The 23,890-nt window shown below is 59.3% G+C and carries 21 protein-coding genes; 9 read left to right on the top strand and 12 right to left on the bottom strand.

The genetic code is table 11. From position 1 onward, the window contains the following. Window positions 1-7: 7 nt before the first annotated feature. From AVO44_RS11230 to gcvT, 4 genes are all read right to left on the bottom strand, one after another. Window positions 8-1,189, bottom strand: coding sequence for a phosphoserine transaminase (locus tag AVO44_RS11230; RefSeq protein ID WP_068336860.1), 1,182 nt, complete (start codon window positions 1,187-1,189; stop codon window positions 8-10). A 196-nt stretch (window positions 1,190-1,385) separates the two neighbouring features. After that, window positions 1,386-4,241 carry an aminomethyl-transferring glycine dehydrogenase gene (gene gcvP, locus AVO44_RS11225; RefSeq protein ID WP_068336857.1) on the bottom strand — a complete coding sequence of 952 codons (2,856 nt, stop codon included), beginning with the start codon at window positions 4,239-4,241 and terminating at the stop codon, window positions 1,386-1,388. 108 nt (window positions 4,242-4,349) lie between these two features. After that, a complete protein-coding gene (gene gcvH / locus AVO44_RS11220; RefSeq protein WP_068336854.1) occupies window positions 4,350-4,715 on the bottom strand; it encodes a glycine cleavage system protein GcvH in 366 nt (121 codons plus the stop codon). A gap of 18 nt (window positions 4,716-4,733) precedes the next feature. Continuing rightward, on the bottom strand, window positions 4,734-5,828 hold the full coding sequence (gene gcvT, locus AVO44_RS11215) for a glycine cleavage system aminomethyltransferase GcvT (RefSeq protein WP_068336851.1): 1,095 nt from the start codon (window positions 5,826-5,828) through the stop codon (window positions 4,734-4,736). Window positions 5,829-6,150: 322 nt separating this feature from the next. Here gcvT and AVO44_RS11210 point away from each other — a divergent pair, with 322 nt between their 5' ends. From AVO44_RS11210 to AVO44_RS11195, 4 genes are read left to right on the top strand one after another with little or no spacing between them, the layout of a single operon-like run. Beyond that, window positions 6,151-6,801 (top strand): histidine phosphatase family protein, encoded by a 651-nt coding sequence (locus AVO44_RS11210; protein ID WP_068336848.1) that lies wholly within the window; start codon window positions 6,151-6,153, stop codon window positions 6,799-6,801. Between the two features lie 22 nt (window positions 6,802-6,823). Further along, window positions 6,824-7,438, top strand: coding sequence for a glutathione S-transferase family protein (locus AVO44_RS11205; RefSeq protein WP_068336846.1), 615 nt, complete (start codon window positions 6,824-6,826; stop codon window positions 7,436-7,438). A 14-nt stretch (window positions 7,439-7,452) separates the two neighbouring features. After that, a complete protein-coding gene (locus tag AVO44_RS11200) occupies window positions 7,453-8,508 on the top strand; it encodes a saccharopine dehydrogenase (protein ID WP_068336843.1) in 1,056 nt (351 codons plus the stop codon). Between the two features lie 3 nt (window positions 8,509-8,511). After that, window positions 8,512-9,654 (top strand): saccharopine dehydrogenase family protein, encoded by a 1,143-nt coding sequence (locus AVO44_RS11195; RefSeq protein ID WP_068336840.1) that lies wholly within the window; start codon window positions 8,512-8,514, stop codon window positions 9,652-9,654. A gap of 188 nt (window positions 9,655-9,842) precedes the next feature. On the opposite strand, the gene AVO44_RS11190 is transcribed toward AVO44_RS11195, so the two are convergent. Both AVO44_RS11190 and AVO44_RS11185 read right to left on the bottom strand, forming a co-directional pair. Next, window positions 9,843-10,160, bottom strand: coding sequence for a DUF3775 domain-containing protein (locus tag AVO44_RS11190; RefSeq protein ID WP_068336837.1), 318 nt, complete (start codon window positions 10,158-10,160; stop codon window positions 9,843-9,845). Window positions 10,161-10,247: 87 nt separating this feature from the next. After that, complete coding sequence (locus AVO44_RS11185) at window positions 10,248-11,021, bottom strand: DUF1365 domain-containing protein (protein ID WP_068336834.1); 774 nt, start codon at window positions 11,019-11,021, stop codon at window positions 10,248-10,250. Window positions 11,022-11,167: 146 nt separating this feature from the next. Between AVO44_RS11185 and AVO44_RS11180 the strand changes: the two genes are divergently transcribed. The 3 genes from AVO44_RS11180 to AVO44_RS11170 are packed head-to-tail and all read left to right on the top strand — an operon-like array spanning window position 11,168 to window position 12,940. Beyond that, complete coding sequence (locus tag AVO44_RS11180; protein ID WP_068336831.1) at window positions 11,168-11,824, top strand: sigma-70 family RNA polymerase sigma factor; 657 nt, start codon at window positions 11,168-11,170, stop codon at window positions 11,822-11,824. A 9-nt stretch (window positions 11,825-11,833) separates the two neighbouring features. After that, window positions 11,834-12,484, top strand: a complete 651-nt coding sequence (locus AVO44_RS11175) for a ChrR family anti-sigma-E factor (protein ID WP_068336828.1) — start codon at window positions 11,834-11,836, stop codon at window positions 12,482-12,484. Window positions 12,485-12,535: 51 nt separating this feature from the next. Further along, window positions 12,536-12,940 carry a hypothetical protein gene (locus AVO44_RS11170; protein WP_068336826.1) on the top strand — a complete coding sequence of 135 codons (405 nt, stop codon included), beginning with the start codon at window positions 12,536-12,538 and terminating at the stop codon, window positions 12,938-12,940. A 3-nt stretch (window positions 12,941-12,943) separates the two neighbouring features. Here AVO44_RS11170 and AVO44_RS11165 read toward each other — a convergent pair whose 3' ends face one another. The 6 genes from AVO44_RS11165 to AVO44_RS11140 form a co-directional block, all read right to left on the bottom strand. Then, on the bottom strand, window positions 12,944-14,173 hold the full coding sequence (locus AVO44_RS11165; protein WP_068336823.1) for a DNA recombination protein RmuC: 1,230 nt from the start codon (window positions 14,171-14,173) through the stop codon (window positions 12,944-12,946). 52 nt (window positions 14,174-14,225) lie between these two features. Further along, on the bottom strand, window positions 14,226-16,091 hold the full coding sequence (gene mutL, locus AVO44_RS11160) for a DNA mismatch repair endonuclease MutL (RefSeq protein ID WP_068336822.1): 1,866 nt from the start codon (window positions 16,089-16,091) through the stop codon (window positions 14,226-14,228). Window positions 16,092-16,374: 283 nt separating this feature from the next. Continuing rightward, a complete protein-coding gene (locus tag AVO44_RS11155; RefSeq protein ID WP_068336821.1) occupies window positions 16,375-17,304 on the bottom strand; it encodes a metal ABC transporter permease in 930 nt (309 codons plus the stop codon). Beyond that, window positions 17,301-18,506: a metal ABC transporter permease gene (locus tag AVO44_RS11150; RefSeq protein WP_068336819.1), complete on the bottom strand. Its 1,206-nt coding sequence runs from the start codon at window positions 18,504-18,506 to the stop codon at window positions 17,301-17,303. Before AVO44_RS11150 ends, AVO44_RS11155 begins: the two co-directional genes overlap by 4 nt. Window positions 18,507-18,508: 2 nt before the next feature. Continuing rightward, the gene (locus AVO44_RS11145) at window positions 18,509-19,312 is read right to left on the bottom strand and encodes a metal ABC transporter ATP-binding protein (RefSeq protein WP_068336816.1); all 804 of its coding nucleotides are present in this window, start codon (window positions 19,310-19,312) and stop codon (window positions 18,509-18,511) included. Between the two features lie 3 nt (window positions 19,313-19,315). Continuing rightward, window positions 19,316-20,269: a metal ABC transporter solute-binding protein, Zn/Mn family gene (locus AVO44_RS11140; protein WP_068336813.1), complete on the bottom strand. Its 954-nt coding sequence runs from the start codon at window positions 20,267-20,269 to the stop codon at window positions 19,316-19,318. Window positions 20,270-20,467: 198 nt separating this feature from the next. Here AVO44_RS11140 and deoC point away from each other — a divergent pair, with 198 nt between their 5' ends. Both deoC and AVO44_RS11130 read left to right on the top strand, forming a co-directional pair. Continuing rightward, complete coding sequence (gene deoC, locus AVO44_RS11135; protein WP_068336811.1) at window positions 20,468-21,466, top strand: deoxyribose-phosphate aldolase; 999 nt, start codon at window positions 20,468-20,470, stop codon at window positions 21,464-21,466. Between the two features lie 75 nt (window positions 21,467-21,541). Then, complete coding sequence (locus AVO44_RS11130) at window positions 21,542-23,875, top strand: aldehyde dehydrogenase family protein (protein WP_068336808.1); 2,334 nt, start codon at window positions 21,542-21,544, stop codon at window positions 23,873-23,875. Window positions 23,876-23,890: the final 15 nt, after the last annotated feature.

Below are 23,890 nucleotides of genomic sequence, written 5' to 3'. Positions count from 1 at the left end.
CGCAAGATCAGGCGGCTTCGGTTTGCGCCGCGATTTCAGCCTCGAAAGCCCATGCGAGCCAGGGCAGCATCGCCTCGATATCCGAGGTTTCGACCGTGCCGCCACACCAGATACGCAGTCCCGCCGGCGCGTCGCGATAGGCTCCGATATCCAGCGCTATGTTTTCGGCCTCCAACCTTTTGGCCACGGCCTTGGCGAAGGCTGCGCCATCCTTGATCCGCGCATCGGTGAATTTCAGGCAGACCGAGGTATTTGATTGCGTTGCTGCGTCTTCGGCCAGGTTCGCGATCCAATCATTCTGGTCACAGAACGCGTGCACCGCACCGGCATTGGCATCGGCACGGGCGATCAGACCCTGCAAGCCACCGACCGAGCGCGCCCAGTCCAGCGCAAACAGATAGTCTTCGACCGCCAGCATCGACGGCGTGTTGATCGTCGCACCGGTAAAGATGCCGTCGATCAGCTTGCCACCTTTGGTCAGGCGGAAAATCTTGGGCAGCGGCCATGCGGGGATATAGCTTTCCAGCCGCTCCACCGCGCGGGGCGACAGGATCAACATCCCATGCGCAGCTTCACCGCCCAGCACCTTCTGCCAGCTGAACGTGGTCACATCCAGCTTGTCCCACGGCAGGTCCATCGCAAACGCTGCGCTGGTCGCGTCACAGATGGTCAGACCCTGACGGTCATTTGCTATCCAGTCGCCATTCGGCACCCGCACGCCCGACGTGGTGCCATTCCATGTAAAGACAACGTCATTGGCAAAATCGATGGATGCAAGATCAACGATCTGACCGTATTCGGCCGTTTTGACCTCGGCATCAATTTTCAACTGTTTGACCACATCCGTGACCCAGCCCGCACCGAAGCTTTCCCAAGCCAGCATCTCAACCTTGCGCTCACCCAGCAGCGACCACATCGCCATCTCAACCGCGCCGGTGTCCGAGGCGGGAACTATGCCGATCTTGTAATCTGCCGGAATGCCCAGAACCTCACGCGTGCCTTCAATGGCCGCCTTCAGCTTGTCTTTGCCAACAGCCGCGCGGTGCGACCGACCCAGAGCGGCATCGGCCAGTTTAATCAATTCGAATGTGGGGGGTTTGGCACAAGGACCCGAGGAAAAACGCGGATTAGCTGGCCGCAGTTCAGGTTTGCGCGCGGCGTCGCGCGACGCCGTTTGTTCAATGCTCATCTGTATTACCCTTCCAGATACACGCCCCTCGTTGGGGAGGGGTGTCCCACGGACAGAGGTATGGCGCGCTTGCGATTGCAGCAAGCGGAAAAGACGCTTCACTTGCAAAAAACGACACCTGAAAGGGGCGCAAATTGGAACATAGGTTTCCGATTGGCGAAAAACCCCGCCAGTCTCTTGGCGGGGTTTGATGGTTTTATTCCGCTGCCTCAGCGTAGTCCGCCATTGGCGGGCATGTGCACACCAGGTTTCTGTCACCATATGCGTTGTCGACACGGTTTACAGGAGACCAGTACTTGTCGACGCCCATTGAGCCCGGAGGGAAACACGCTTGTTCGCGGGTATATGGGCGATCCCAGTCACCGACCAGATCGCGCACCGTATGAGGGGCGTTTTTCAACGGGTTGTTCTCCGCGTCGATCTTGCCGTCGATGATGTCCTGCGCCTCGGCCCGGATCGAGAGCATGGCGTCGCAGAAGCGGTCCAGCTCGTCCTTGGGTTCGGACTCGGTGGGCTCGACCATCAGGGTACCGGCCACTGGCCAGCTCATCGTGGGGGCGTGGAAGCCGCTGTCGACCAGACGTTTCGCTACATCATCCACGGTCACATGCGCCTCGGCGTCCAGCGGGCGGGTGTCGAGGATACATTCATGCGCCACGCGACCGGACTCGGAGGTATAGAGGATCGGATAAGCATCCTGCAGACGCGCCGCGATGTAGTTGGCGTTCAGGATCGCCACCTTTGTCGCTTGCGTCAGACCCGCGCCGCCCATCAACAGTACATAGGCCCAGCTGACCGGAAGGATCGAAGGAGACCCGAAGGGCGCCGCCGAGACCGGACCCACGGCGGTGCCGTATTCCGGGTGGCCGGGCAGGTGTTCCTCCAGATGCGCCTTGACGCCGATCGGACCCATGCCGGGGCCGCCGCCGCCATGTGGGATGCAGAAGGTCTTGTGCAGGTTCAGGTGGCTGACGTCGCCGCCAATATCACCCGGACGCGACAGACCGACCATAGCGTTCATGTTGGCCCCGTCGATATAGACCTGACCGCCGTGATCATGGGTGATCTGGCAGACCTCTTGAACGGTAGTTTCAAACACGCCATGGGTCGAGGGGTAGGTTATCATACAACCGGCCAGATGATCGGAATGCTTCTCGGCCTTTGCGCGAAAATCGGCGAGGTCGATATTGCCATTCTCATCCGATTGCACCGGGACAACCTGCCAGCCCACCATCTGCGCCGAGGCCGGGTTGGTCCCGTGTGCCGAGGTTGGGATCAGGCAGACATTGCGATGCCCCTGCCCGTTGGCGACGTGATAGTTGCGGATGGTCAGCAGGCCCGCATATTCCCCCTGCGCGCCCGAGTTGGGCTGCTGGGAGATCGCGTCATAGCCGGTGATCTGGCACAGCTTGTCGTTCAGATCGGCAATCATCTCGTGATAGCCTTGCGCCTGATCTTCGGGGCAGAACGGATGCAGATTGCCGAACTCGGGCCATGTGACCGGGATCATCTCGATCGTGGCGTTCAGCTTCATGGTGCACGAGCCCAGCGGGATCATCGCCCGATCCAGCGCCAGGTCGCGATCGGCCAGACGGCGCATGTAACGGGTCATCTCGGCCTCGGCCCGGTTCTTGTGGAAAATCGGGTGCGTCAGATAGGGCGTCTCGCGCAGGGCGTAATCCGGCAGGCGGTACTGCTTGTTCGAGCTGTCATCCTTGCGGTCGATGCCGAACGCGCCCCAGACCGCCTCGATCGTTTCGGCGCGGGTCTGTTCGTCAAGGCTGATGCCGACGCGGGTCTCGCCGACCTTGCGCAGGTTGATGCCACGGGCAACAGCCGCTTCCATCACGGTTGTCTGAAGATGGCCAACTTCGACCGTAATCGTATCAAAGAACACCTCGGGCTCAACCGCGAAGCCTGCCTCTTCCAGGCCAGCGGCCAGACGCGAGGTTTTGCGGTGGACCGATTGCGCAATCGCCTTGATCCCGTCGGGGCCGTGGTACACGGCATACATTGAGGCCATCACGGCCAACAGCGCTTGCGCGGTGCAAACGTTCGAGTTCGCTTTCTCGCGCCGAATATGCTGTTCGCGGGTTTGCAGGGCAAGGCGATAGGCCTTGTTGCCGCGGCTGTCGATCGACACACCGATGATCCGGCCGGGCATCGCGCGTTTCAGCTTGTCGGTGGTGGCCATGTAGGCCGCGTGCGGGCCGCCATAGCCCATCGGAACACCGAAGCGCTGGGTCGAGCCGATGGCGATATCCGCGCCCATCTCACCAGGCGACTTGAGCAACGCCAGTGACAGGATGTCAGCCGCCACGATTGCAATGGCGTTGTGTTCGTGCAGCGCAGCGATCTCAGTGGTGAAATCGCGCACATGGCCGTGGGTGCCTGGATACTGGAAGATCGCGCCAAAAACGGCACCGGCGTCCAGCGTGTCCGGATCGGCAACCTGCACGTCGATACCCAAGGGCTCGGCGCGGGTTTTGATCACCGCGATGGTCTGCGGATGGCAGTTCTTGTCAACAAAGAAGGCCGCGTTATTGCCCTTGGACCGACCGCCGCGCTTGGCCATGGCCATGGCTTCGGCCGCTGCTGTGGCTTCGTCCAGCAAAGACGCGTTGGCCACGTCCAGCCCGGTCAGGTCGCTGACCATGGTCTGGAAGTTCAAGAGCGCCTCAAGCCGTCCCTGGCTGATCTCGGGCTGATAGGGCGTGTAAGCGGTGTACCACGCCGGGTTCTCAAGAATATTGCGCAGGATCGGTGCGGGTGTGGTGGTGCCGTAATAGCCCTGACCGATCAGCGAGGTCAGAACCTTGTTTTTGCTGGCCACCTTTTTCATGTGATACAGCGCGTCGCGTTCTGTCATCGCCGGGCCCCAATCCAGCGGCTCAGCCTGCCGGATTGCTGGCGGGACGGTGGCGTCGATCAGCTGATCAAGCGTCTTGAAACCAATCACCTTGAGCATATCGCGCATCTCGGTCGGGCTGGGCCCGATATGACGGCGATTGGCAAAGTCATAGGCTTCGTAATCGGTCAGTTTGAAGGCCATTGTTGCACTCCTCAAAGTATGTCTCGCCCTGCCGCTGTGGCTGGAGCCTCCGGCGGGGATATTTTTTGCCAGATGAAGGGCGGATCCACACAGGAACCCGCCATTGGATCAGCCGATGAAGGTTTTATAACCGTTCAGGTCCATCAAGTCTTCCAACTGAGCGGCGTTGCTCAGCTTGATCTTGTAAATCCAGGCGTTGCCCTCGGGGTCGTCGTTCAAAGAGGCGGGGTTGTCGGCCAATGTCTCGTTGACTTCGATCACTTCGCCATCAACCGGCGCATATATTTCGGAGGCTGCTTTGACGGACTCGATCACGCCAATCTCATCGCCCTTTTCGAATTCCTCACCTTCGTCTTTCTGTTCGACAAAGACCACATCGCCCAGCTGCTCGGCGGCATGCGCAGTGATGCCCAGAGTGGCGGTGTCACCTTCGACCTCGATCCATTCATGCTCTTCTGAGTAATAGGTTGCCATGTTGTCTTTCTCCTGACTTCAACGCTTGTAGTTCTGTTTGACGAAGGGCAGCGCCACGATCTGCGCTGGCAATGGCTTGCCGCGTACGATCAGGTTCACCGTCTCACCTGCCGCACTATGGTCGGCAGAGACGTAACCCATCGCAACCGGCCCACCGACCGTGGGGCCAAACCCGCCCGAGGTGATCTGACCAATCGTATCCCCCTCGGGGGATTGCACTTCGACGCCCTGCCGCGCGGGTGCACGGCCTTCGGGCGCGATGCCTACCAACTTGCGCGCGGGACCTTCCGCCAGTTCCTTCTGAATACGCTCCGCCCCCGGGAAGCCCCCTTCTTCCCTGCGGCGTTTCTGAATGGCCCATCCCAAAGAGGCCTCAACGGGTGACGTGCTTTGGTCGATGTCATTGCCGTAGAGGCAAAGCCCCGCCTCAAGCCGCAGGCTGTCGCGTGCGCCCAGACCGGCCGGTTCGCAATCGGCATGCGCCAGAAACGCGCGCGTAATCTCGATGGCTTTGTCCTCGGGGATCGAGATTTCAAAGCCATCCTCTCCGGTGTAGCCCAGGCGCGATACGCGGCACGCGACACCCATGATGTCTGCCTCGGTGGTTTCCATGAACTTAAGATGGCGGGCCGCCGGGCAAAGGTCACCCACCACATCTTCGGCCTTTGGACCCTGCACAGCGACCAAGGCGCGGTCGAATATCTCGGTCACTTCGACGCCTTCCATATTGGCCTTCATATGCGGAATGTCCTGATGACGCAGTGCTGCGTTGACCACGACGAAAAAGTGATCCCCGGCGTTCGATACGATCAGGTCATCCATGATTCCACCATCAGGGTTGGTGAAAAACCCATACCGCGCCTTGCCTTCCTTCAGCGTCGCGTAGGCCTGCGGGCAAAGCGCCTCAAGCTTTTCGCCCACGTTTTCGCCGCGCAGGATCACCTGACCCATGTGGCTTACATCAAACACCGCCGCTTTGTCGCGGCACTGCTTATGCTCTCCCATAATGCCCATCGGGTACTGTACCGGCATCTCCCACCCGGCAAAGTCGACCATCTTACCGCCCAATTCAACATGCAGATCATACAACGGTGTGCGCTTTGGTGCGGTCATCTTCTTAACCTTTCAATGCCGTTTGCAAAGGTTGCCGTGCGGGGCGCAATGACAGCTTTGACAGGCACCAAGGTTCCCGGGACGCTATTGCGAGTCAACAGGGTTTGCCCGGGCACGAAAGCAGGTGGTATGCGGCCGCATGCAGCAATCTTGTATCGTATAGGAAACTTTTTTCCGTTAGGCAACACAAAAGGCGCACAGTGTTTTGCCGAATCCGCGACGGGTAATCATCGTCTGCAGACCGATTTGTGCCCGCACCCAGTCAAACGCCTCTGGTCCCTGCCCGAAACCTGCCCTAAGACGTCGCGCAAGAGGAACCGCGATGTCACACATTACACTGGTACGACACGGCCAGGCCAATACAACTGCCCGTGATGAAGAAAGCTATGACATGCTCAGCGATCTGGGTCATCAGCAGGCGCGGTGGTTGGGCGCGCATCTACAGGATACCGGTGCGCATTATCCGCGGGTCTATTGCGGAACGCTGAAACGGCACGTGGAAACTGCCGCCAGCATGGGCCTGACCAACCCGATTCAGGACGCACGCCTGAATGAGATTGAGTATTTCACCATGGCGCAGCTTTACGAACAGCAGCACGGTGTAGCGGTTCCAGTGGATCGTGAAGGCTTTGTCGAACACCTGCCCCGTACCTTTGAAGCATGGGCCAAGGGTCAGATCACAGGCACGCCGGAAACGTTCGAAGCCTTCGAAACCCGCGTTTCCGCCGCGCTGCACGAGATTGGATCCGAAGGCGGGCCGGCCATTGTTGTAACGTCGGGCGGTCTCATCTCGATGGTGGTGCGGCAGGCCATGGGGCTGGATATTCCGGCAATGGCACGGGTGGCGCTTGCCATCATGAACACGTCGCTGCATCGGCTGCATCCGATCGGAGAACAGCTGAGCCCGGTTCTGTTCAACGCGGTGCCCCATCTGGAAGCCCCCGACCGGCAATTCGCGCAAACGCATCTGTAAACCACCCCCGGAGACCCCGTTCATGCAGCTCTATTATGCTCCGCGCACGATCTCGGTTGCTGTCGCAATTGCCTTGGAAGAGGCCCAGTTGGACTATGAAGCCATCCGTCTTGATTTTGCACAGGCAGAGCAGACCAAACCGGCCTATGCGCAAATCAATCCCAAAGGCCGTGTTCCGGCCTTGGCGGTAGAGGGCGGCATTCTGACAGAAACGGGCGCCCTGCTGGACTATGTAGCCGCGATCAAACCCGAAGCAGGGCTGGTACCCAATGACCCGGTTGCTGCGGCCCGCATGCGCGAGGTTATGTACTACCTCGCTTCGACGATGCATGTGAACCACGCCCACAAGATGCGCGGCTCACGTTGGGCCGACGACGAGTCCAGTTGGACCGACATGGCGGACAAGGTGCCGCAGACAATGACCGCATCCTGCAAGTACATCACCTCGAACGGGTTGCGCGGGCCATTTGTGCTGGGTGAGGCCTTTTCGCTGGCCGATGCCTATCTTTATGTGGTTTGTAGCTGGCTCGAAGGTGATGGCGTAGACGTCGCGGCCTTTCCCAAGATTCTAGCCTTCCGCGCGGCGATGGAGGCGCGCGCCTCGGTTCAGGCTGTACGAGCCGCTGGAATGCTCTGACAAAAGGAAAACGCATGACACATCTCTGGGTCCGGGCAGAACAGCGCCCAAACGAGGAACGGGTCGGGCTGACCCCCGAAGGCGCCAAGGAACTGATCGCGGCGGGTATCCGCGTCACGGTCGAAGACAGCACTGTCCGCGCGATACCGATTGAGGGATACAAGCAGGTCGGATGCGAAATCGCGCCCGAGAATACGTGGCCGGACGCGCCGTTGGATGCGATCATCTTCGGCCTCAAGGAACTGCCAGAGGATGGCACGCCCCTGCCCCACCGCCACATCATGTTCGGTCACGCCTATAAGGGCCAGCATTCCGGCCGCGCCTTGCTGGAACGTTTCAAGGCGGGCGGCGGTACACTGTATGACCTTGAATATCTAGTGGATGACGATGGCCGCCGCGTTGCGGCCTTTGGCTATTGGGCAGGGTACGCCGGGGCAGCCGTAACACTAAAAACATGGGCTGCGCAGCAACGGGCTGAGGAATGCCCCCCGGTCGGCGTCTACCCCAGCAAGGATGCGCTGAATGCCGAACTAAGCGCTGAATTGGATGCCACTGGTGCCGTTCGTCCGCGCGCCATCGTCATCGGCGCGTTGGGTCGCGTGGGGACAGGTGCAGCCGATCTGTGCGAAGCCATGGGCGTAAAAGTAACCAAGTGGGATATTGCTGAGACCGCGAGTGGTGGGCCATTTCCCGAAATCCTTGACCATGACCTGTTCCTGAACTGCATTTTTGCACGCCCCGGCACACCTGTCTTTGTCCCGCGAGAGGCATTGACGGCCCCGCGCACCTTGACCGCAATTGGTGATGTGGCCTGCGACCCGGACAGCGACTACAACCCGGTCCCCGTCTATGATCGTGCTACGACATGGGACCAACCCGCCGTTCGCGTGGCAACCGATCCGGTTCTGGATGTGATGGCGATCGACAACCTGCCGTCGATGTTGCCGGTCGAAAGCTCACAAGACTATGCAGCGCAACTGCTGCCCTCATTACTGACCCTGACCGATCTGGACAGCGGCGTCTGGGGTCGGGCAGAAGCAACTTACAAAACACATATCGAAGGACTCTGAGCGATGACGATTCACTGGTGTGGCACCGGCCTGTCGGCCATCCCCGGCCTGCGCCGCCTGATCGAAGGCGGGCACAAGGTCACCGTCTGGAATCGGACCGTCGAAAAGGCCAGAGCCGAAGTTGGAGATCTGACCGACGATATCCGTGCATTTGATATCGACGCGCTGGGCGCGGTGCTGGGCAAGGGTGATGTGATCGTTTCGATGCTGCCGGGCGACTGGCACGTACCTCTGGCCGAACTGGCGATTTCGAAAGAAGCCAATTTTGTCTCATCCTCCTACATCGCGCCAGAGATGCGCGCACTGGACGACAAAGCGCGCGAGGCCGGTGTCGCGCTGGTCAACGAGGTGGGCCTTGATCCCGGCATCGATCACCTGATGGCGCATGCCTTGGTGGATGATTACCGCGCTTCGGATGCGTTTGATCCGCAGAACCACCTGAGCTTCATCTCGTATTGTGGCGGTATTCCCAAAAACCCGAACCCGTTCCGGTACAAATTCAGCTGGTCTCCTCTGGGTGTGCTCAAGGCACTGCGGTCGCCGTCCAGGTCGATCCGCGACTACGCTCCGCTGGACGTCGCCCGCCCGTGGGATGCGATCACCAGCTATATCGCGCCGTTGCCTGCTCCGGAAAGCTTTGAGGTGTATCCGAACCGCGACTCGATCCCGTTTATGGAAGAGTATCAGTTCGAAGACCATTGGCCGGTTAAGGAATTCGTCCGTGGCACCCTGCGCCTAAACGGTTGGGCAGAGGCCTGGTCGGATGTGTTTACTGAGATCGAGACACTTTCCGGCCCTGAAGGAGACGCGCGCCTGAAAGAAATGTCAGATCAGTTCTGGGCTGAAAACGCCTATGACGAGGGTGAACCGGACCGCGTGGTTCTGTGCGTCGGGCTCAAGGCAGAAAAAGACGGCATCCCGGTCTGGCATAAGACCTACGTGATGGACGCATGGGGCGACGCGCGCGGTACAGCCATGGCGCGCCTGGTTTCGATCCCGGTCTCGCTGGCTGTCGAGGCGGTTCTGAATCGCGCCATCCCGGCGGGTGTCCATGCCGCCCCCAGCGATCCGAAGCTGGTGCAGGACTGGATGGCTGAAATCGACACCTTGGCCCAACACCTGCAAGTGGTGGACCACACGGCGTGATCTCAAAGAAAAAGGCCTGTCCAGCAAATTAGGGCAGACCTTAATCCCCGAACGCAGCTCGGCTTTGTTGATGACGAGCTAAAAACATGGGATGGCCAGCGGCTTCGACGCTGGCCGCGAGAAGGGCGGCATCGAGGAGTCTGCAAATCCGAACACCAGCTCGACGTTTATTCGACCGGAAACAGACCCTACATAAGGTCGTTTTCTACATCCTCAGCCGAGATACCAAGCGCATCCAATCCGTTTTCAAGATGATCCGACAGGTGCGGGGTTCCGATCAGGTAATCGGCACAGGGCGTCGAGGCCTCTGATTTGGCGGTTGCGATTGCTTCAGCCAGATCCTCGGCAAAGAAACTTTCACGCCCGACCCACATGACCGCAACCAATTCTGCCTGCTCATCTTCGCTCATACGGTCAATAAATGCGCGCAGTTCCCCCTCGGCCCTGTTCAGTTCACGACCCATCATGGCCACCTGAGCGATTTTTCTTGCCGAGATTTCCAACATGTCCCAACTCCTTGTGTTCGCGGTTTCAACCCTAGCACAATCATTGTCAGACGTCTGAGTCTTTGATCTTACTCAAACAAAGCGGCCTCAAGGTTCACGAATACGAGACACGGGATGATCGGGAACAGGCGCAGAGCGAAACGCGCGGAACCGGGCCTTTTTCGCCCACAGTTTCATCGCCTGCCACAAGATCAGTAAAAACGCGCGGCGGGCGCCAAAGGGGCGACGGACCAATGACCAAATGATTGCGCAGTCGGTCAACCTGGTCCGAGGGCCGGTCAGGGTAGCAATCAGACCACCGCCTTCTCGGCCATAGTCAATCCATACCCCCACGCGTTCGGCGCGATAGTCGAACCGGAATGTGTAGCACCCCTCGACCTTCTGGAAGGGCGAGACATGCATCAGCTTGTCCGCCACGATCCGGTCCGACGGTTGAATCGGCGCGAAACCCGGATTGTGGCACAGATAGCTATGGCGCGTGCCGTAGGTGTTCGTGACCTCGGCCACGACCGCGTAAAGCTGGTCGGTGTCATTAAAGCAGAACCAGAAGCTTACCGGGTTGAACACATGACCAAACACACGTGGCTGCGTCAGAAGGGTGATATGGGCGGGCTGTGCCACACCAAACTGGTCGAACTGCTCACGCAGCCAAACCGCGCCGCGCCCTTGTCCCGGTTCTCCGCCATGGTCCAGATCCCGCCAGTTTGTCACATTGGGTTGGTTTTTCGAAAACAGCATCGGGGTGTCAGGGTCGGACTCTGGATCAAGCAGGATGTAGTCGACCGAGTAACGAAAAGCGTTCTGAATCGCGCCCTTTCGCCCGTGATATGTGTGGCCTGCAATATGGTCGACCCAGTTCAATTGAATATCTCCGCCGCGCCTGTAAACCGCTCAATCGGCATTCTTTTCCTCATTTGTATACATATGTCTGTACGAAATGCAGCCGCAGACGGATCAAAAACGAACAACAAAGTGATCCGGCTTGGGTCGCGCGTCGTAATGTGGTTATGTTTACCGAGATTGATACCGTGACCTTGGACGACCCGGCGGCCGACAGGCCAGCGCTGAAGCCTTGGCGCGAAAAGACACGTACCAGGGGCAAGTCGGTGAACAGTGCGAATGGCAATCGCGAAACCAGAACTGAGTGGGTAAGCCACGTCAGACGCATAAGAGACGCGCAGGACCAGGCGGCCTTTGCCGAACTTTTCCAGCATTTTGCGCCTCGGATCAAAGCGTTTCTGATCAAGTCGGGATCAGATGCAGCACTGGCCGAAGAATGCGCCCAAGAGGTTATGGCAACCTTGTGGCACAAGGCACATATGTTCGACCCAACCCGTGCAACCGTAGCCACCTGGGTGTTCACGATTGCCCGGAACAAGCGTATCGACGTTTTGCGCAAACAACGTCGCCCCGAACCGGAAGATTTGGGTTGGGGCCCCGAAGCTGAACCTGAACAGGACGACGTCGTCGCACTGCAACAGGAAACCGCGCAGTTGCGCGATGCCATGGCGGCACTTCCTGCCGCGCAAAGAGAACTGATTGAGAAGGCATATTTTGGTGACTTAAGCCACCGCGAAATAGCGTCGCAGACAGGGTTGCCTTTGGGAACAATCAAATCACGTATACGGCTGGCGCTGGACCGCTTGCGCCACGCGATGAATTGAGATGAAAAGATGAGTACAGAGATCAAACATCACCTGACCGATGACCTGCTTATGGCCTATGCCGCAGGTACATTGCCCGAAGCGTTCGACCTTATGGTCGCCACGCATCTGTCGCTGTGCGACCACTGCCGTGCGCGTGCCGAAAGCTTTGAGGCTGTGGGCGGCTGTGTTCTGCAAGAGCAAGACGGCACCGCAAATATGTCCGACGGGTCACTGGCGGCCACAATGGCTTTGATTGCCAAAGGTGCTCCGATCGCAAAGCCCGTCCGCGCGGGGTGCTCGGTTTTGCCTGCACCGTTGCAGGATTATGTTGGTGGGGACGTCAACAGCATCAAATGGCGGTCGATCGGCATGGGCGTTAAGCAGGCGATCCTTCCAACCACAAGCGAAGCTACTGCGCGTTTGCTGTTCATTCCTGCCGGTGCTGCGGTTCCGGACCACAGCCACAACGGCATGGAACTGACGATGGTGCTGCAAGGTGCTTTTTCGGATGAGGTTGACCACTTTGCCCGCGGCGATGTTGAGATCGCGGATGAAGATCTGCACCACATGCCGACCGCGGATTTTTCAGAGGACTGCATCTGTCTGGCCGTTACTGATGCGCCGCTGAAGTTCACCAAGATGATGCCGCGTCTGTTCCAGCCATTCCTTCGCATCTGACCAGGCAGTGGTTCGTGCTATACTTTCCCAAGTTCGATTAGGGAGTAGATCATGAAATTGCGTTTAATCCTGAGTGCATTCTTCGCGGGCTTGGCCTTTACTGCGTGGGCACAACAGACAGCCGAAGTTAAATTCGAGCCGGGTAACTTCGGTACAATGGTCAGTGGTACCATCACCGGCGATGAATATTTTGACTACAACCTAGGCGCAAAAGCCGGGCAGGAGATGTTTGCCGAGCTTCAGGTCAGTGATACAAATGGCAATGGCGTAATCTATTTCAATATCCTGCCACCCGGCAGCGACGGGGCCGCGATTTACAACGGCTCAATCGACGGGAATACCGCCCGGATCGATCTGCCCGATGACGGAAACTATACGATCCGTGTCTACCTGATGGGCAATGACCGCGACACCGGGAAAACGGTTGGGTACAATCTGGACCTATCGATCCAGTAGACCCTAACCCTCGGTCTTGCCAAGTGGCACGACGTTTGTGTGATCCCCCGGGGCGAGTTCTTCGAAATCGAAATTGTCCAGACGCTGCGCCCGGCGACCCGCTTTCTCGGCGCTGATCTTGATGTCCGAGATGTCCTTTGCCGCCTGCCCGAAATGACGATCGAGGTTTGAGACCCGATCCTCAAGACGTTCGACATCCTTGTGCAGCATACCCAGCTCTTTGCGGATCGCCCCGGCCTGTTCGCGCATCCGTGCGTCTTTCAGGATTGCCCGCATCGTGTTCAGCGTGGCCATGCAGGTGGTCGGGGACACGATCCAGACGCGTTTGCTGAAACTTTCCTGCACCAGTTCGGGGAACTTGGCGTGTAGCTCGGCATAGACCGCTTCGGACGGCAGGAACATCAGCGCACCATCAGCGGTTTCGCCGTCCAGAATGTATTTCTGAGATATATCCGTGATGTGCTTGCGCACGGTGGTGCGGAACATCTGCACGGCCGCTTTCAGTTCCATGTCATTGGTCGATCCGATCAGCGCCTCATACGCCTCAAGCGGGAACTTGCTGTCGATCACAATCGGTCCCGGCGGATTAGGCAAGTTGATCAGGCAATCCGCGCGGCGCCCGTTTGACAGGGTCGCCTGCAGTTGGAAACTGTCCGAAGGCAGCGCTTTAGAGACGATGTCGTTCAACTGGATCTCTCCAAACGCACCGCGGGTTTGCTTGTTTGAAAGGATGTCCTGCAGCGACAGCACGTCACCAGAAAGTTTGGTGATATTGTCCTGCGCCTTATCGATGGCGGCCAGACGTTCCTGCAATTGCGTCAGCGAAGTAGCTGTCTGTTTCGAGGAGCCATGCAGCGATTCCTTCATCCGCTCCTGCATCTCGGCCAGCGCGCGGGCCGATTTCATCGCGTTATCCGCAAGCCGATCATTCATCTGTTGCTGAACCGAGGACAAGCGAGATTCAACTGTCTGAATCACCTGCACCTGAGCGTTGGCTTGCGTGTCTGATACATGCTGCAATCCGCCGCGCAGTTGCTCTTGTCCCTGCCCCAATTGCTGCACATGCTGACCCAGATGGGCCATCTGCCGCGCCAGGGGTTCGGCCATCCGGGCTGAGCGATTCGAAGCGCGCAAAGACATGAACAGAAGCAACAGGATCAGGGTCACAATCCCACCCGCGACCAGTACCACAGGGTCGTTCAAAGCCATTTTAGTGCCAGCAATCTCGATCATGTCGCCTCGGATGTTCTTGTTTTATTCTTCTTAGCCCGGCTTGACAGTCAGATCAACTGCGGCCGAACAAACGCTCAATATCGGTCAGCTTCAGTTCGACGTATGTCGGTCGCCCGTGATTGCATTGCCCCGAGTGCGGTGTGGCCTCCATCTCGCGCAGCAGGGCGTTCATCTCTTCTGCGCGCATTCGGCGACCCGAGCGGACCGATCCATGGCAAGCAACCCGGCTTAGAATCGCCTCAATCCGCGCCTGCACCGTCTGGCTTTCACCCTGATCGGCCAGCTCGTCTATGATATCCAGGATCATCGCGCGGGCATCGACCTCACCCAAGATCGCCGGTGTTTCGCGCACAGCGATGGCACCGCCACCGAAAGGCTCAAGCGTCAGCCCAAGGCGGGACAAATCATCAGCTACAGCCATCAGGCGCGCGCAATCGCCCTCGGAGAGTTCAACGATCTCGGGGATCAGCAATGCCTGTGCGGACACGCCATTCTCTGCCATCTGGCGTTTGAGCTTTTCGTAAACCAACCGCTCATGCGCGGCGTGCTGGTCAACGATCACCATGCCATCGGCGGTCTGAGCGATGATGTAGTTTTCATGCACCTGCCCGCGCGCCGCGCCCAAGGGCAAGTCTTGCGCCAGAGGCTCCTCAACGACTGGCCCTGCAGGCGCGGGCTCAACAATGCTGCCGCTGTAGTCGTGCGACAGATCGGCGAATCCGGGCGACTGCGCTCTGTATGCGGCCTGTCGTGCCGCAACCGACGGCCGATCCATCTGATATACCTGCGCCGCTGCGGGCTGCGCTGGCAAGGCCGGTTCGGGCCGCATTGCACCCAAGGTGGCATTGGCCACGGTCGAGGACGCCCGATGCCCTGCCTCGGCCAAAGCATGCCGCAAGGCCGAGACGATCAAGCCACGCGCCACGCCGGGGTCGCAGAAGCGGACCTCGGACTTTGCGGGATGCACGTTCACGTCCACCAGAGTTGGGTCGCAGTCAATGAAGAGAGCCGCCGCCGGGTGCCGATCACGGCTGAGGAAATCGAAATAGGCTGCGCGTAAAGCACCAGTGAGCATCTTGTCCCGCACAGGGCGGCCATTCACGCACAGGTATTGGGCCACCGCTGCACCGCGCGAATAGGTCGGTAATGCGGCGTATCCGTATAGTCGGATGCCTTCGCGCGTCGCGTCGATCTGCAAGGCATTCTCGGCAAACTCGCGGCCGATCACACGCGCTAGGCGCGCATGTAGCGCGTCGAACAGGTCGCCGTTCTCGCGGTCGGCGCGGAAGGTCACACGGCCTTCGCCCCCACCCGAGACATCGCGCAAGGTAAAGGTGATCGAAGGCTCGGCCATGGCCAGCCGTTTTACCGTGTCGGTGATTGCCTGTGCCTCAGCCCGGTCGGTGCGCATGAATTTTAAACGGGCGGGCGTGGCAAAAAATAGCTGCCGCAGTTCCACCACGGTACCAGCACGCAGCGCCGCTGGTTTTACCGCCTCCATCTTGCCGCCCGCCACGTGGATCGAGGCAGCCTCTGCCCCCGGCACCCGGCTGGTGATGGTCAGCCGCCCAACCGCCGCGAGCGAGGGCAACGCTTCGCCCCGAAAACCGAAGGTGTGAATGTTCAGCAGATCCGAGCCATCGATCTTTGATGTTGCATGGCGTGACAAGGCCAGCGGCAAGTCTTCTGCTGAAATCCCGCAACCATCATCGCTGACACGAATCAGTGTCTTACCCCCATCGGCAATGTCTATGGCGATCCGGGTCGATCCGGCGTCGATCGCATTTTCGACCAGTTCTTTCACGGCAGAGGCCGGACGTTCCACAACTTCACCCGCGGCAATACGGTTGATCGCGGCATCGTCGAGTTGCCGGATTACCGGGCGATTTTCGCTGATATTGGGGTTTGCCTGCGCCATGCTACCAGACCTAGCACAGGTTCGCACGATTCTGCCACCGGTTTGGCGGCTGTAATTGTCCGGAAGAGGGGGCGTTCGAACAATCTCGCAGCGCTGGTCTTGTTTAACGCAAAGCTGATCGAGATTGTTCGAACGTTCCGAAGTGAGTGGTGGTCATCCTGAATTCATTAGCGGTTGTCCTAGCACGAAACGCGATATCACAGTTACGTGATCTACTAACGCACCGTATCTAGGCGATTTTCAGCCGAAAGATACGATTCACCGTTAGCGGGAACACGCCGTGTCAAGCCTCTTGAGGGGCGCCGGTACGTGTGCGGTAAGGACCCCACAGTGCTGCAATTGCCAGAATCAGGCCGGACATTGTTGCGATCATTCCTGCCGCGCTGACCGCATCCGCAGCCCCCAACCAAAGCGGACCGTATCCCGCCAAAACGTACCCCGACACCGCCGACGCACCGGCAAAGACGACGCTCCACGCGATCTGCGCCTCAAGCCCGTTGGTCATCATCCGCGCTGCCGCCGGGGGGCAGATGAACATCGCGATCACGATAATAGAGCCGACCGCGTCAAAAGAGGCCACGGCGGATATGGCTGCCACGATCACAAGCGCCATGCCAAGCGCACCGGTGCGAATGCCGATGGTCTGGGCAAAACCTTCGTCAAAAGTGGAAATCTTCAACGGACGCCAGAACACCCAGATGAACAGGATCACCCCGACCAGCGTCAACGCAATTCGCGGCAGTTCCGGTGGCAGGCCGGCCAATGCCGTCAGGTCCAACAGCGACGACCACCCCACCGCATCCAGCCAGATCAGGCTTTCCAGATTGCCATAAAGCGCATGTTCCACGTCCAGATGTACACTCGACGTATCGGTCTGCTCCAACAACAGCACGCCGCCCGCGAACATGGTGGTGAACACCACGCCCATCGCGGCCCCCGGTTCGATCTGGCCCAACCGCCGGATCGCCTCGATCATCACGACCGAGACAATCGCCGCGCCCGCAGCGCCGAGCATCATGGGCCATGTCGAGATTGTGCCGGTCAAGATAAAGGCCACCACGATGCCCGGTAGAACCACATGGCTGATTGCATCACCAATAAGGGCCTGTTTTCGCAGGACCAGAAAGTTACCGGGCAATGCGCAGGCAATCGCTGCGAAGGTGCCGATGAGCAAAGGTGTCAGCGACAGCGGAACGAAGTCTTCACCGCTCATGCCGGAACCTCCTGCGGACCGCCGATCCGTCGGTCAATTTCGGCGATCTGGTCTCGGGTCAGCACGGTCTCAATATCACGCAACCCGTCATAGAGCGCCGCCGTCGCCTCATGCGCCTGGTCGGCTCGGATAACCTCCCACCGTTTTTCATCGCGCAGCGCCTTGGCAGCAAGGGCCTTGCCAGCCTCGGTGGCAACCCCGTCAGCACGGGCAAGACCAGCGCGTGCCAGCAGGCGCAGGGTGAGCGGTTCATAGATTTTCTGACCTTGTGCAAGCGCCAGAAGGCCTTGGCGAATATGAACGCGGCGCTGGAATTTCAGATGCTGCAAAACCGCCGCCAGCACACCCCGGCCAGGCGCAAACAACAGCGACAGAGCAAAGAAGCCAAAGCTGACCAAGACGATGATGGGACCGGTCGGCAGGTTGGGCGTCACAGCCGAAAGAGCCGCGCCAAGATATCCCGCCAGCCCCCCGGCCAGACCTGCCAGCATCACCACCCTGTCGGACCGTTCGGTCCAGAATCGCGCGGTGACAGCGGGGATAATCAGTAGTGCCACGATCAGGATCAAACCAACGATTTTCAAACCCACAACAGTGACAGCCATCACCAGCCCCATCATGGCCAGATCAATTCGATGCACTGGCAAACCCTGCGCCGCAGCGTAGTCCGCATCAAAGGCAACAATCGTCATTGGACGGCGAATGATCATCACCATCAACAATGTCGCCGCCCCGCCAATCGCGATGATCAGCGCGTCGGCCCACAGCATCCCGGCCGTCGACCCCAGAAGGAACCCTTCGAGCCCGGCCTGACGGCCCACACCCATCGTTTGAATGACCGTCAGCAACACGATGCCAAAGCCAAAAAAGACTGAAAGAACAGCCCCGATCGCCGCATCCTCAGCCAGTCGGGTGCGGCGCGTCAGCCAATTCATGCAAAGCAAACCGATCCACGCCGAAATCGCCGATCCGGCCAGCAAGCCGATCAGGTTGCGCCCGTCGCCACCCAGGAAAACCAGCATCATGAAAGCCAGACAGACGCCTGGCAAAGTCGCATGGCTGATCGCGTCACTGACAAGCGCGCGCTTTCGCAGGAACAGGAAAGTGCCGGTGACTCCGGCTGACACACCCAACAGAGTCGCGCCAATCGCGACCAGCGTGGCATTGTAGCCAAGCTGTAGGGTCAGGGCTTCCCAAAACATGACTACGCCAGCGCGCGCGAGATCTGGTCGATCTGAGCGGTGGCCAGGCGGCCGCCATAGGCTGTTTGCAGTGTTTCAGCCGTGAACGCCGTGTCCACAGGACCTTCGGCCACTTTGCGGGTATTGATCAGGAAGACGTGATCAAAATACTCAGTGACAGTAGCCAGATCGTGATGCACGACAACAACTGTCTTGCCAGCTTCTTTCAGCGATTTCAGAACCGCGATGATGGCTTTCTCGGTTGCGGCATCAACTCCGGCAAACGGTTCATCCAGCAGATAAAGGTCGGCATCCTGCGCCAAAGCGCGCGCCAGGAAAACCCGTTGCTGCTGACCGCCGGAAAGCTGGCCAATCTGGCGATCCGCGAAATCGCGCATGCCAACGCGGTTCAGACATTCCATCGCGCGCGACATGTGCCGTGCCCGGATACGGCCCAGCAACCCCAGCTGCCGCGACAAACCCATCAAGACAACGTCGATCACGCGAGTGGGGAAATCCCAATCCACGCTGGCCCGCTGTGGAACATAAGCGATGCGGGCGCGCTGCTGTTCCAGCGGCTGACCAAAAACCGTCACCTGCCCGGACAGCGGCGCCACAATCCCCAAAGCAGCCTTGAGCAGGGTCGATTTCCCCGCTCCGTTCGGGCCGATGATTGCAGTCATCGCCCCCGGCTGCACGGTCATATCAACCGAAAAAACCACCGGTTTCTGACCATAGGATACGGTCAGGCCCCGTATGGCCAAGGGGCTGTCCTCAACATTGTGTTCGGCAACCGGGATACCCTGATTTGTGGCCAATTCCAGCATGCGTTAGTACCCCGCCGACAGTTTGCCGTTCATCCCACGTTCGGGCACGTCTGCGCCCAGCGCTCCGGCGATCGTGGTGATATTGTGGTCCAGCATGCCCACATAGGTGCCTTCGTAGGTGCCCGGCTCACCCATCGCGTCCGAATAAAGCTCACCACCCACACCAACATCGTGGCCCTTAGCCGCCGCGCCTTCGATCAAAGCGCGCATCAACCGGTCAGAGACCGAGCTTTCCACGAACACCGCCTTGAGTTGCTTGTCGACCAGTGTATCCACCAGCTCTCCGATGCGGTTGAGGCCGGCCTCGGACTGCGTCGAAATCCCCTGAATGCCCATCACTTCATACCCGTGTTCAGCGCCGAAATAGCCAAACGCATCATGCGCTGTGACCAATACGCGGTTCTGTTCCGGAACGGCGGCAAGGGTCTGGTCAGCGTAGGCTTGCAACTTCTCAAGTTCGGCGAGATGCGCTTGTGCGTTTGCAGCGAAGATGTCTGCAGCCTCGGGGCGCACCTCGGTCAGAGTGTCCTGAATCTCGATTACGACTTCACGCCACAGGTCCGGGCTCATCCAGACATGCGGGTCGTACTTGTCAGCGTAGTCGTCATGGGCGCGCAGTTTGGATTTGTCGATCCCTTCTGCAACCGCAACAACGGTCTGTTTGCGCGCAAGATCACGGAAGAAGTCTTCCATCTGCGCTTCAAGATACAGACCATGCCACAGAACAACGTCCGCGCGGGTCATCGCCACGATGTCGCTGCGCGTCTGGCGATAGGCATGCGGGTCAACACCCGGCCCCATCAGACCTTTGACTTCTACCTGATCACCACCGACCTGACGGGTCGCATCAGCGATCATACCAGTTGTTGCGACCACTTTCAGGGGCGTTTCGGCCCATGCGGCTAAAGGCAATGCAGCAGCAAAAGCCAGCGCTGCAAGAAAGCTGCGACGAATCATACCAATCCCCGGTTTGCTGTCCTCTTGCAAATGAATATGCGAACCACTCGCAACTAAGTCAACGCTATTGCGAATTATTCGCAAAAAAAGTATGTATTTTGTCCATTTGGTCAAAAAATGTTCAGGCTGTGCGCTGCTACGCCTTCCATTTGGGCACCTCTCGTGCAAGTTTGACGCAAACCTCCAAAGGATGTGACAATGGAAACGCAGAGCTCAGACAGCCCCGTGCGCACCGCGCATCTGCCGCAAGTGACCGAGCCCAGAAACCCCGGAATGGATCTTGATCTGGACTGGGTGCGTGCCGTTCAGGCCAATACGTCGGCCATAGAGCGTCGCGCAGCAACCCTGCCCGGTCGACGATCTGTAAAGAAAGATTATCAGGCGGCTTGGTTGCTGAAGGCGATCACGATGATCGACCTGACCACCTTGTCGGGCGACGACACGGTTGGCCGGGTGCGCCGCCTTTGTGCCAAGGCACGTCAACCGGTGTCGCCTACGCTGTTGCGTGCAATGGACATGACGCCGATCACCACCGGGGCGGTCTGCGTTTATCACGACATGGTCGAAACCGCCGTTGAGGCACTGGAAGGCACCGGCATCCCGGTGGCTGCGGTGTCCACGGGGTTTCCGGCTGGCCTGTCGCCGTTTCACCTGCGCGTGGCCGAGATCGAGGAAAGCGTTCAGGCCGGGGCTGAGGAGATCGATATCGTGATCTCGCGTCGCCACGTGCTGTCGGGCAACTGGCAGGCTTTGTATGACGAGATGAAAGCCTTCCGTGCGGCCTGCGGCGATGCGCATGTCAAAGCCATCCTGGCGACTGGTGAACTGGGTAGCCTGCGAAACGTCGCGCGCGCCTCGCTGGTTTGCATGATGGCCGGGGCGGATTTCATCAAAACCTCGACCGGGAAAGAAAGCGTCAACGCCACCCTGCCCGTTTCACTGGTGATGATCCGCGCCATCCGCGACTATTATGACCGCACCGGCTATCGCGTTGGGTACAAGCCTGCGGGCGGTATCTCAAAGGCTAAGGATGCACTGGTTTATCTGGCTCTGATCAAAGATGAGCTTGGGGATCGCTGGCTGGAACCCGATCTGTTCCGCTTTGGCGCGTCGTCTCTGCTGGGTGATATTGAACGGCAGTTGGAACACTATGTGACGGGCGCATATTCCGCCGGTTACCGTCATTCTATGGGCTGAGGCACGCCCGGAAGTCGCTCCAGTGGAGCGATTTCAGTGCCGAACGGGCGAAGCCCCGGGAAAAGGACAAGAACAATGACAGTCAAAGAGATTTTCGAAACCATGGACTACGGCCCCGCCCCCGAAAGCGCGGCCGAGGCGCTGGCATGGCTGGTCGATCAGGGCGACAAGTTTGGCCATTATATCGATGGCGCTTTCACCAAACCCGGCAAAGGGTTCGAAAGCCGCAACCCGGCGACCGGAGAGGTTCTGGCCAAGCTGACGCAGGCCAAGCAAGCCGATGTTGACGCCGCCGTCGCTGCCGCTCGCAAGGCGCAACCGAAATGGGAAAAGCTGGGCGGCGCGGGACGCGCGCGCTATCTCTACGCCATTGCACGGCTGTTGCAGAAGCATTCGCGCTTGTTTGCAGTGCTGGAAAGCCTGGACAATGGCAAGCCTATCCGTGAATCGCGCGACATCGACATCCCGCTGGCGCAGCGGCATTTCTACTATCACGCAGGTATGGCGCAACTGATGGAGAGCGAGCTGCCAGACGCGCAAGCGCTTGGCGTATGCGGGCAGATCATTCCTTGGAACTTCCCACTGCTGATGCTGGCGTGGAAGATCGCGCCTGCTCTGGCGATGGGTAACACGGTGGTTCTGAAACCGGCCGAGTATACCTCTCTGACAGCGTTGTTGTTTGCCGATATCTGCACGCAGGCCGGGCTGCCGAAGGGCGTGGTCAACATCGTCACCGGCGACGGTGCGGTGGGTGAGATGATCGTAAACGCGGACGTGGACAAGATCGCCTTCACCGGCTCGACCTCGGTTGGCCGCCGCATCCGCGAGGCCACCGCCGGGTCGGGCAAGGCCCTGACGCTCGAGCTGGGTGGCAAGTCACCTTATATCGTCTTTGACGACGCCGATATCGACAGCGCCATGGAAGGTCTGGTCGATGCAATCTGGTTCAACCAGGGGCAGGTGTGCTGTGCAGGGTCTCGCCTGCTGGTGCAGGAGGGGATAGCCGACCGTTTCCACGAGAAGCTGCGCGCACGGATGGACACGCTGCGTATTGGCGATCCGCTGGACAAGTGCATCGACGTGGGCGCGGTTGTGGATCCCATCCAGTTGCAAACCATCAAGGGCATGGTTGAAAGCAATACGGTTGGTCACGTGCATCAAGCCGCCTGTGAGTTGCCCGAAAATGGCTGTTATTATCCGCCGACCCTGATCTCGGGCCTCGAAACCTCCGATCCGCTGATGCAGGAAGAGATTTTCGGCCCGGTGCTGGTGTCATCCACCTTCCGCACCCCGGCCGAGGCGGTTGAGCTGGCCAACAATACCCGCTACGGCCTGGCGGCAACTGTCTGGACAGAGAATGTGAACCTCGCGCTGGATATCGCGCCTAAGCTCGTTGCGGGCGTGGTCTGGGTCAACGCGACCAACCTGTTCGACGCCGCCGCTGGCTTTGGTGGCGTGCGTGAAAGCGGCTTTGGCCGTGAAGGCGGTTGGGAAGGCTTGGCGGCCTATACCAGACCCAAGGGCAAGGCGAAGCCGCTTGCGAAGGTTGAAGCCACTATGGGCGAGGGCGCTCCAGTCGACCCGATTGACCGCACCGCCAAAATGTATGTCGGTGGCAAGCAGGCGCGGCCCGACAGCGGCTATTCCAAACCCGTGTGGGGCAAATCCGGCCTGCTGGGCCATGTGGGGATTGCCAACCGCAAGGATGTGCGCAACGCGGTTGAGGCTGCGGCAGGCGCGAAAGGCTGGTCCAAGACCACCGGCCATCTGCGCGCGCAGATCCTGTATTACATTGGCGAGAACCTCTCGGCCCGTGCCGATGAATTCGCCGCGCGCATCGACGCCATGACCGGCAAGAAAGACGGCAGGAAAGAGGTCGAGACCTCGATCCAGCGTCTGTTCACCGCCGCTGCCTGGGCCGACAAGTATGACGGCCAGGTCCATGGCGTTCCGATCCGGGGCGTTGCGATCGCGATGAAAGAGCCCGTCGGGGTGATCGGCGCGCTCTGTGCGGATGAAGCCCCTCTGCTGGGTTTGGTGTCCGTGATGGCGCCTGCGATCGCGATGGGAAACCGGACGGTTCTGGTGGCGTCAGAGCCCTATCCGCTTGCCGCGACAGACTTCTACCAGGTGCTTGAGACTTCGGACGTGCCTGCGGGTGTGGTCAACATATTGACAGGCAGCCATGCGGATTTGGCGAAACCGCTGGCCTCGCATCTGAACTTGGATGCGGTCTGGTCGTTCTCCTCCACCGATCTGTCGCAAGAAATCGAAACCGTGTCAGCCGGGAACCTTAAGCGGACCTGGGTCAATAACGCGACGGCATTTGACTGGAGCGTGGACCAATCGCGCCGCTTCCTTCAGGCTGCAACCGAAGTGAAGAACATCTGGGTGCCCTACGGTGAGTAAGGCACCCCGCTAAGG

This window comes from Ruegeria profundi, assembly GCF_001507545.1.
Classification (GTDB): domain Bacteria; phylum Pseudomonadota; class Alphaproteobacteria; order Rhodobacterales; family Rhodobacteraceae; genus Ruegeria; species Ruegeria profundi.
The sequence above is the reverse complement of the archived record's forward strand: the minus strand, read 5'-3'. Positions and strand labels throughout refer to the sequence as shown.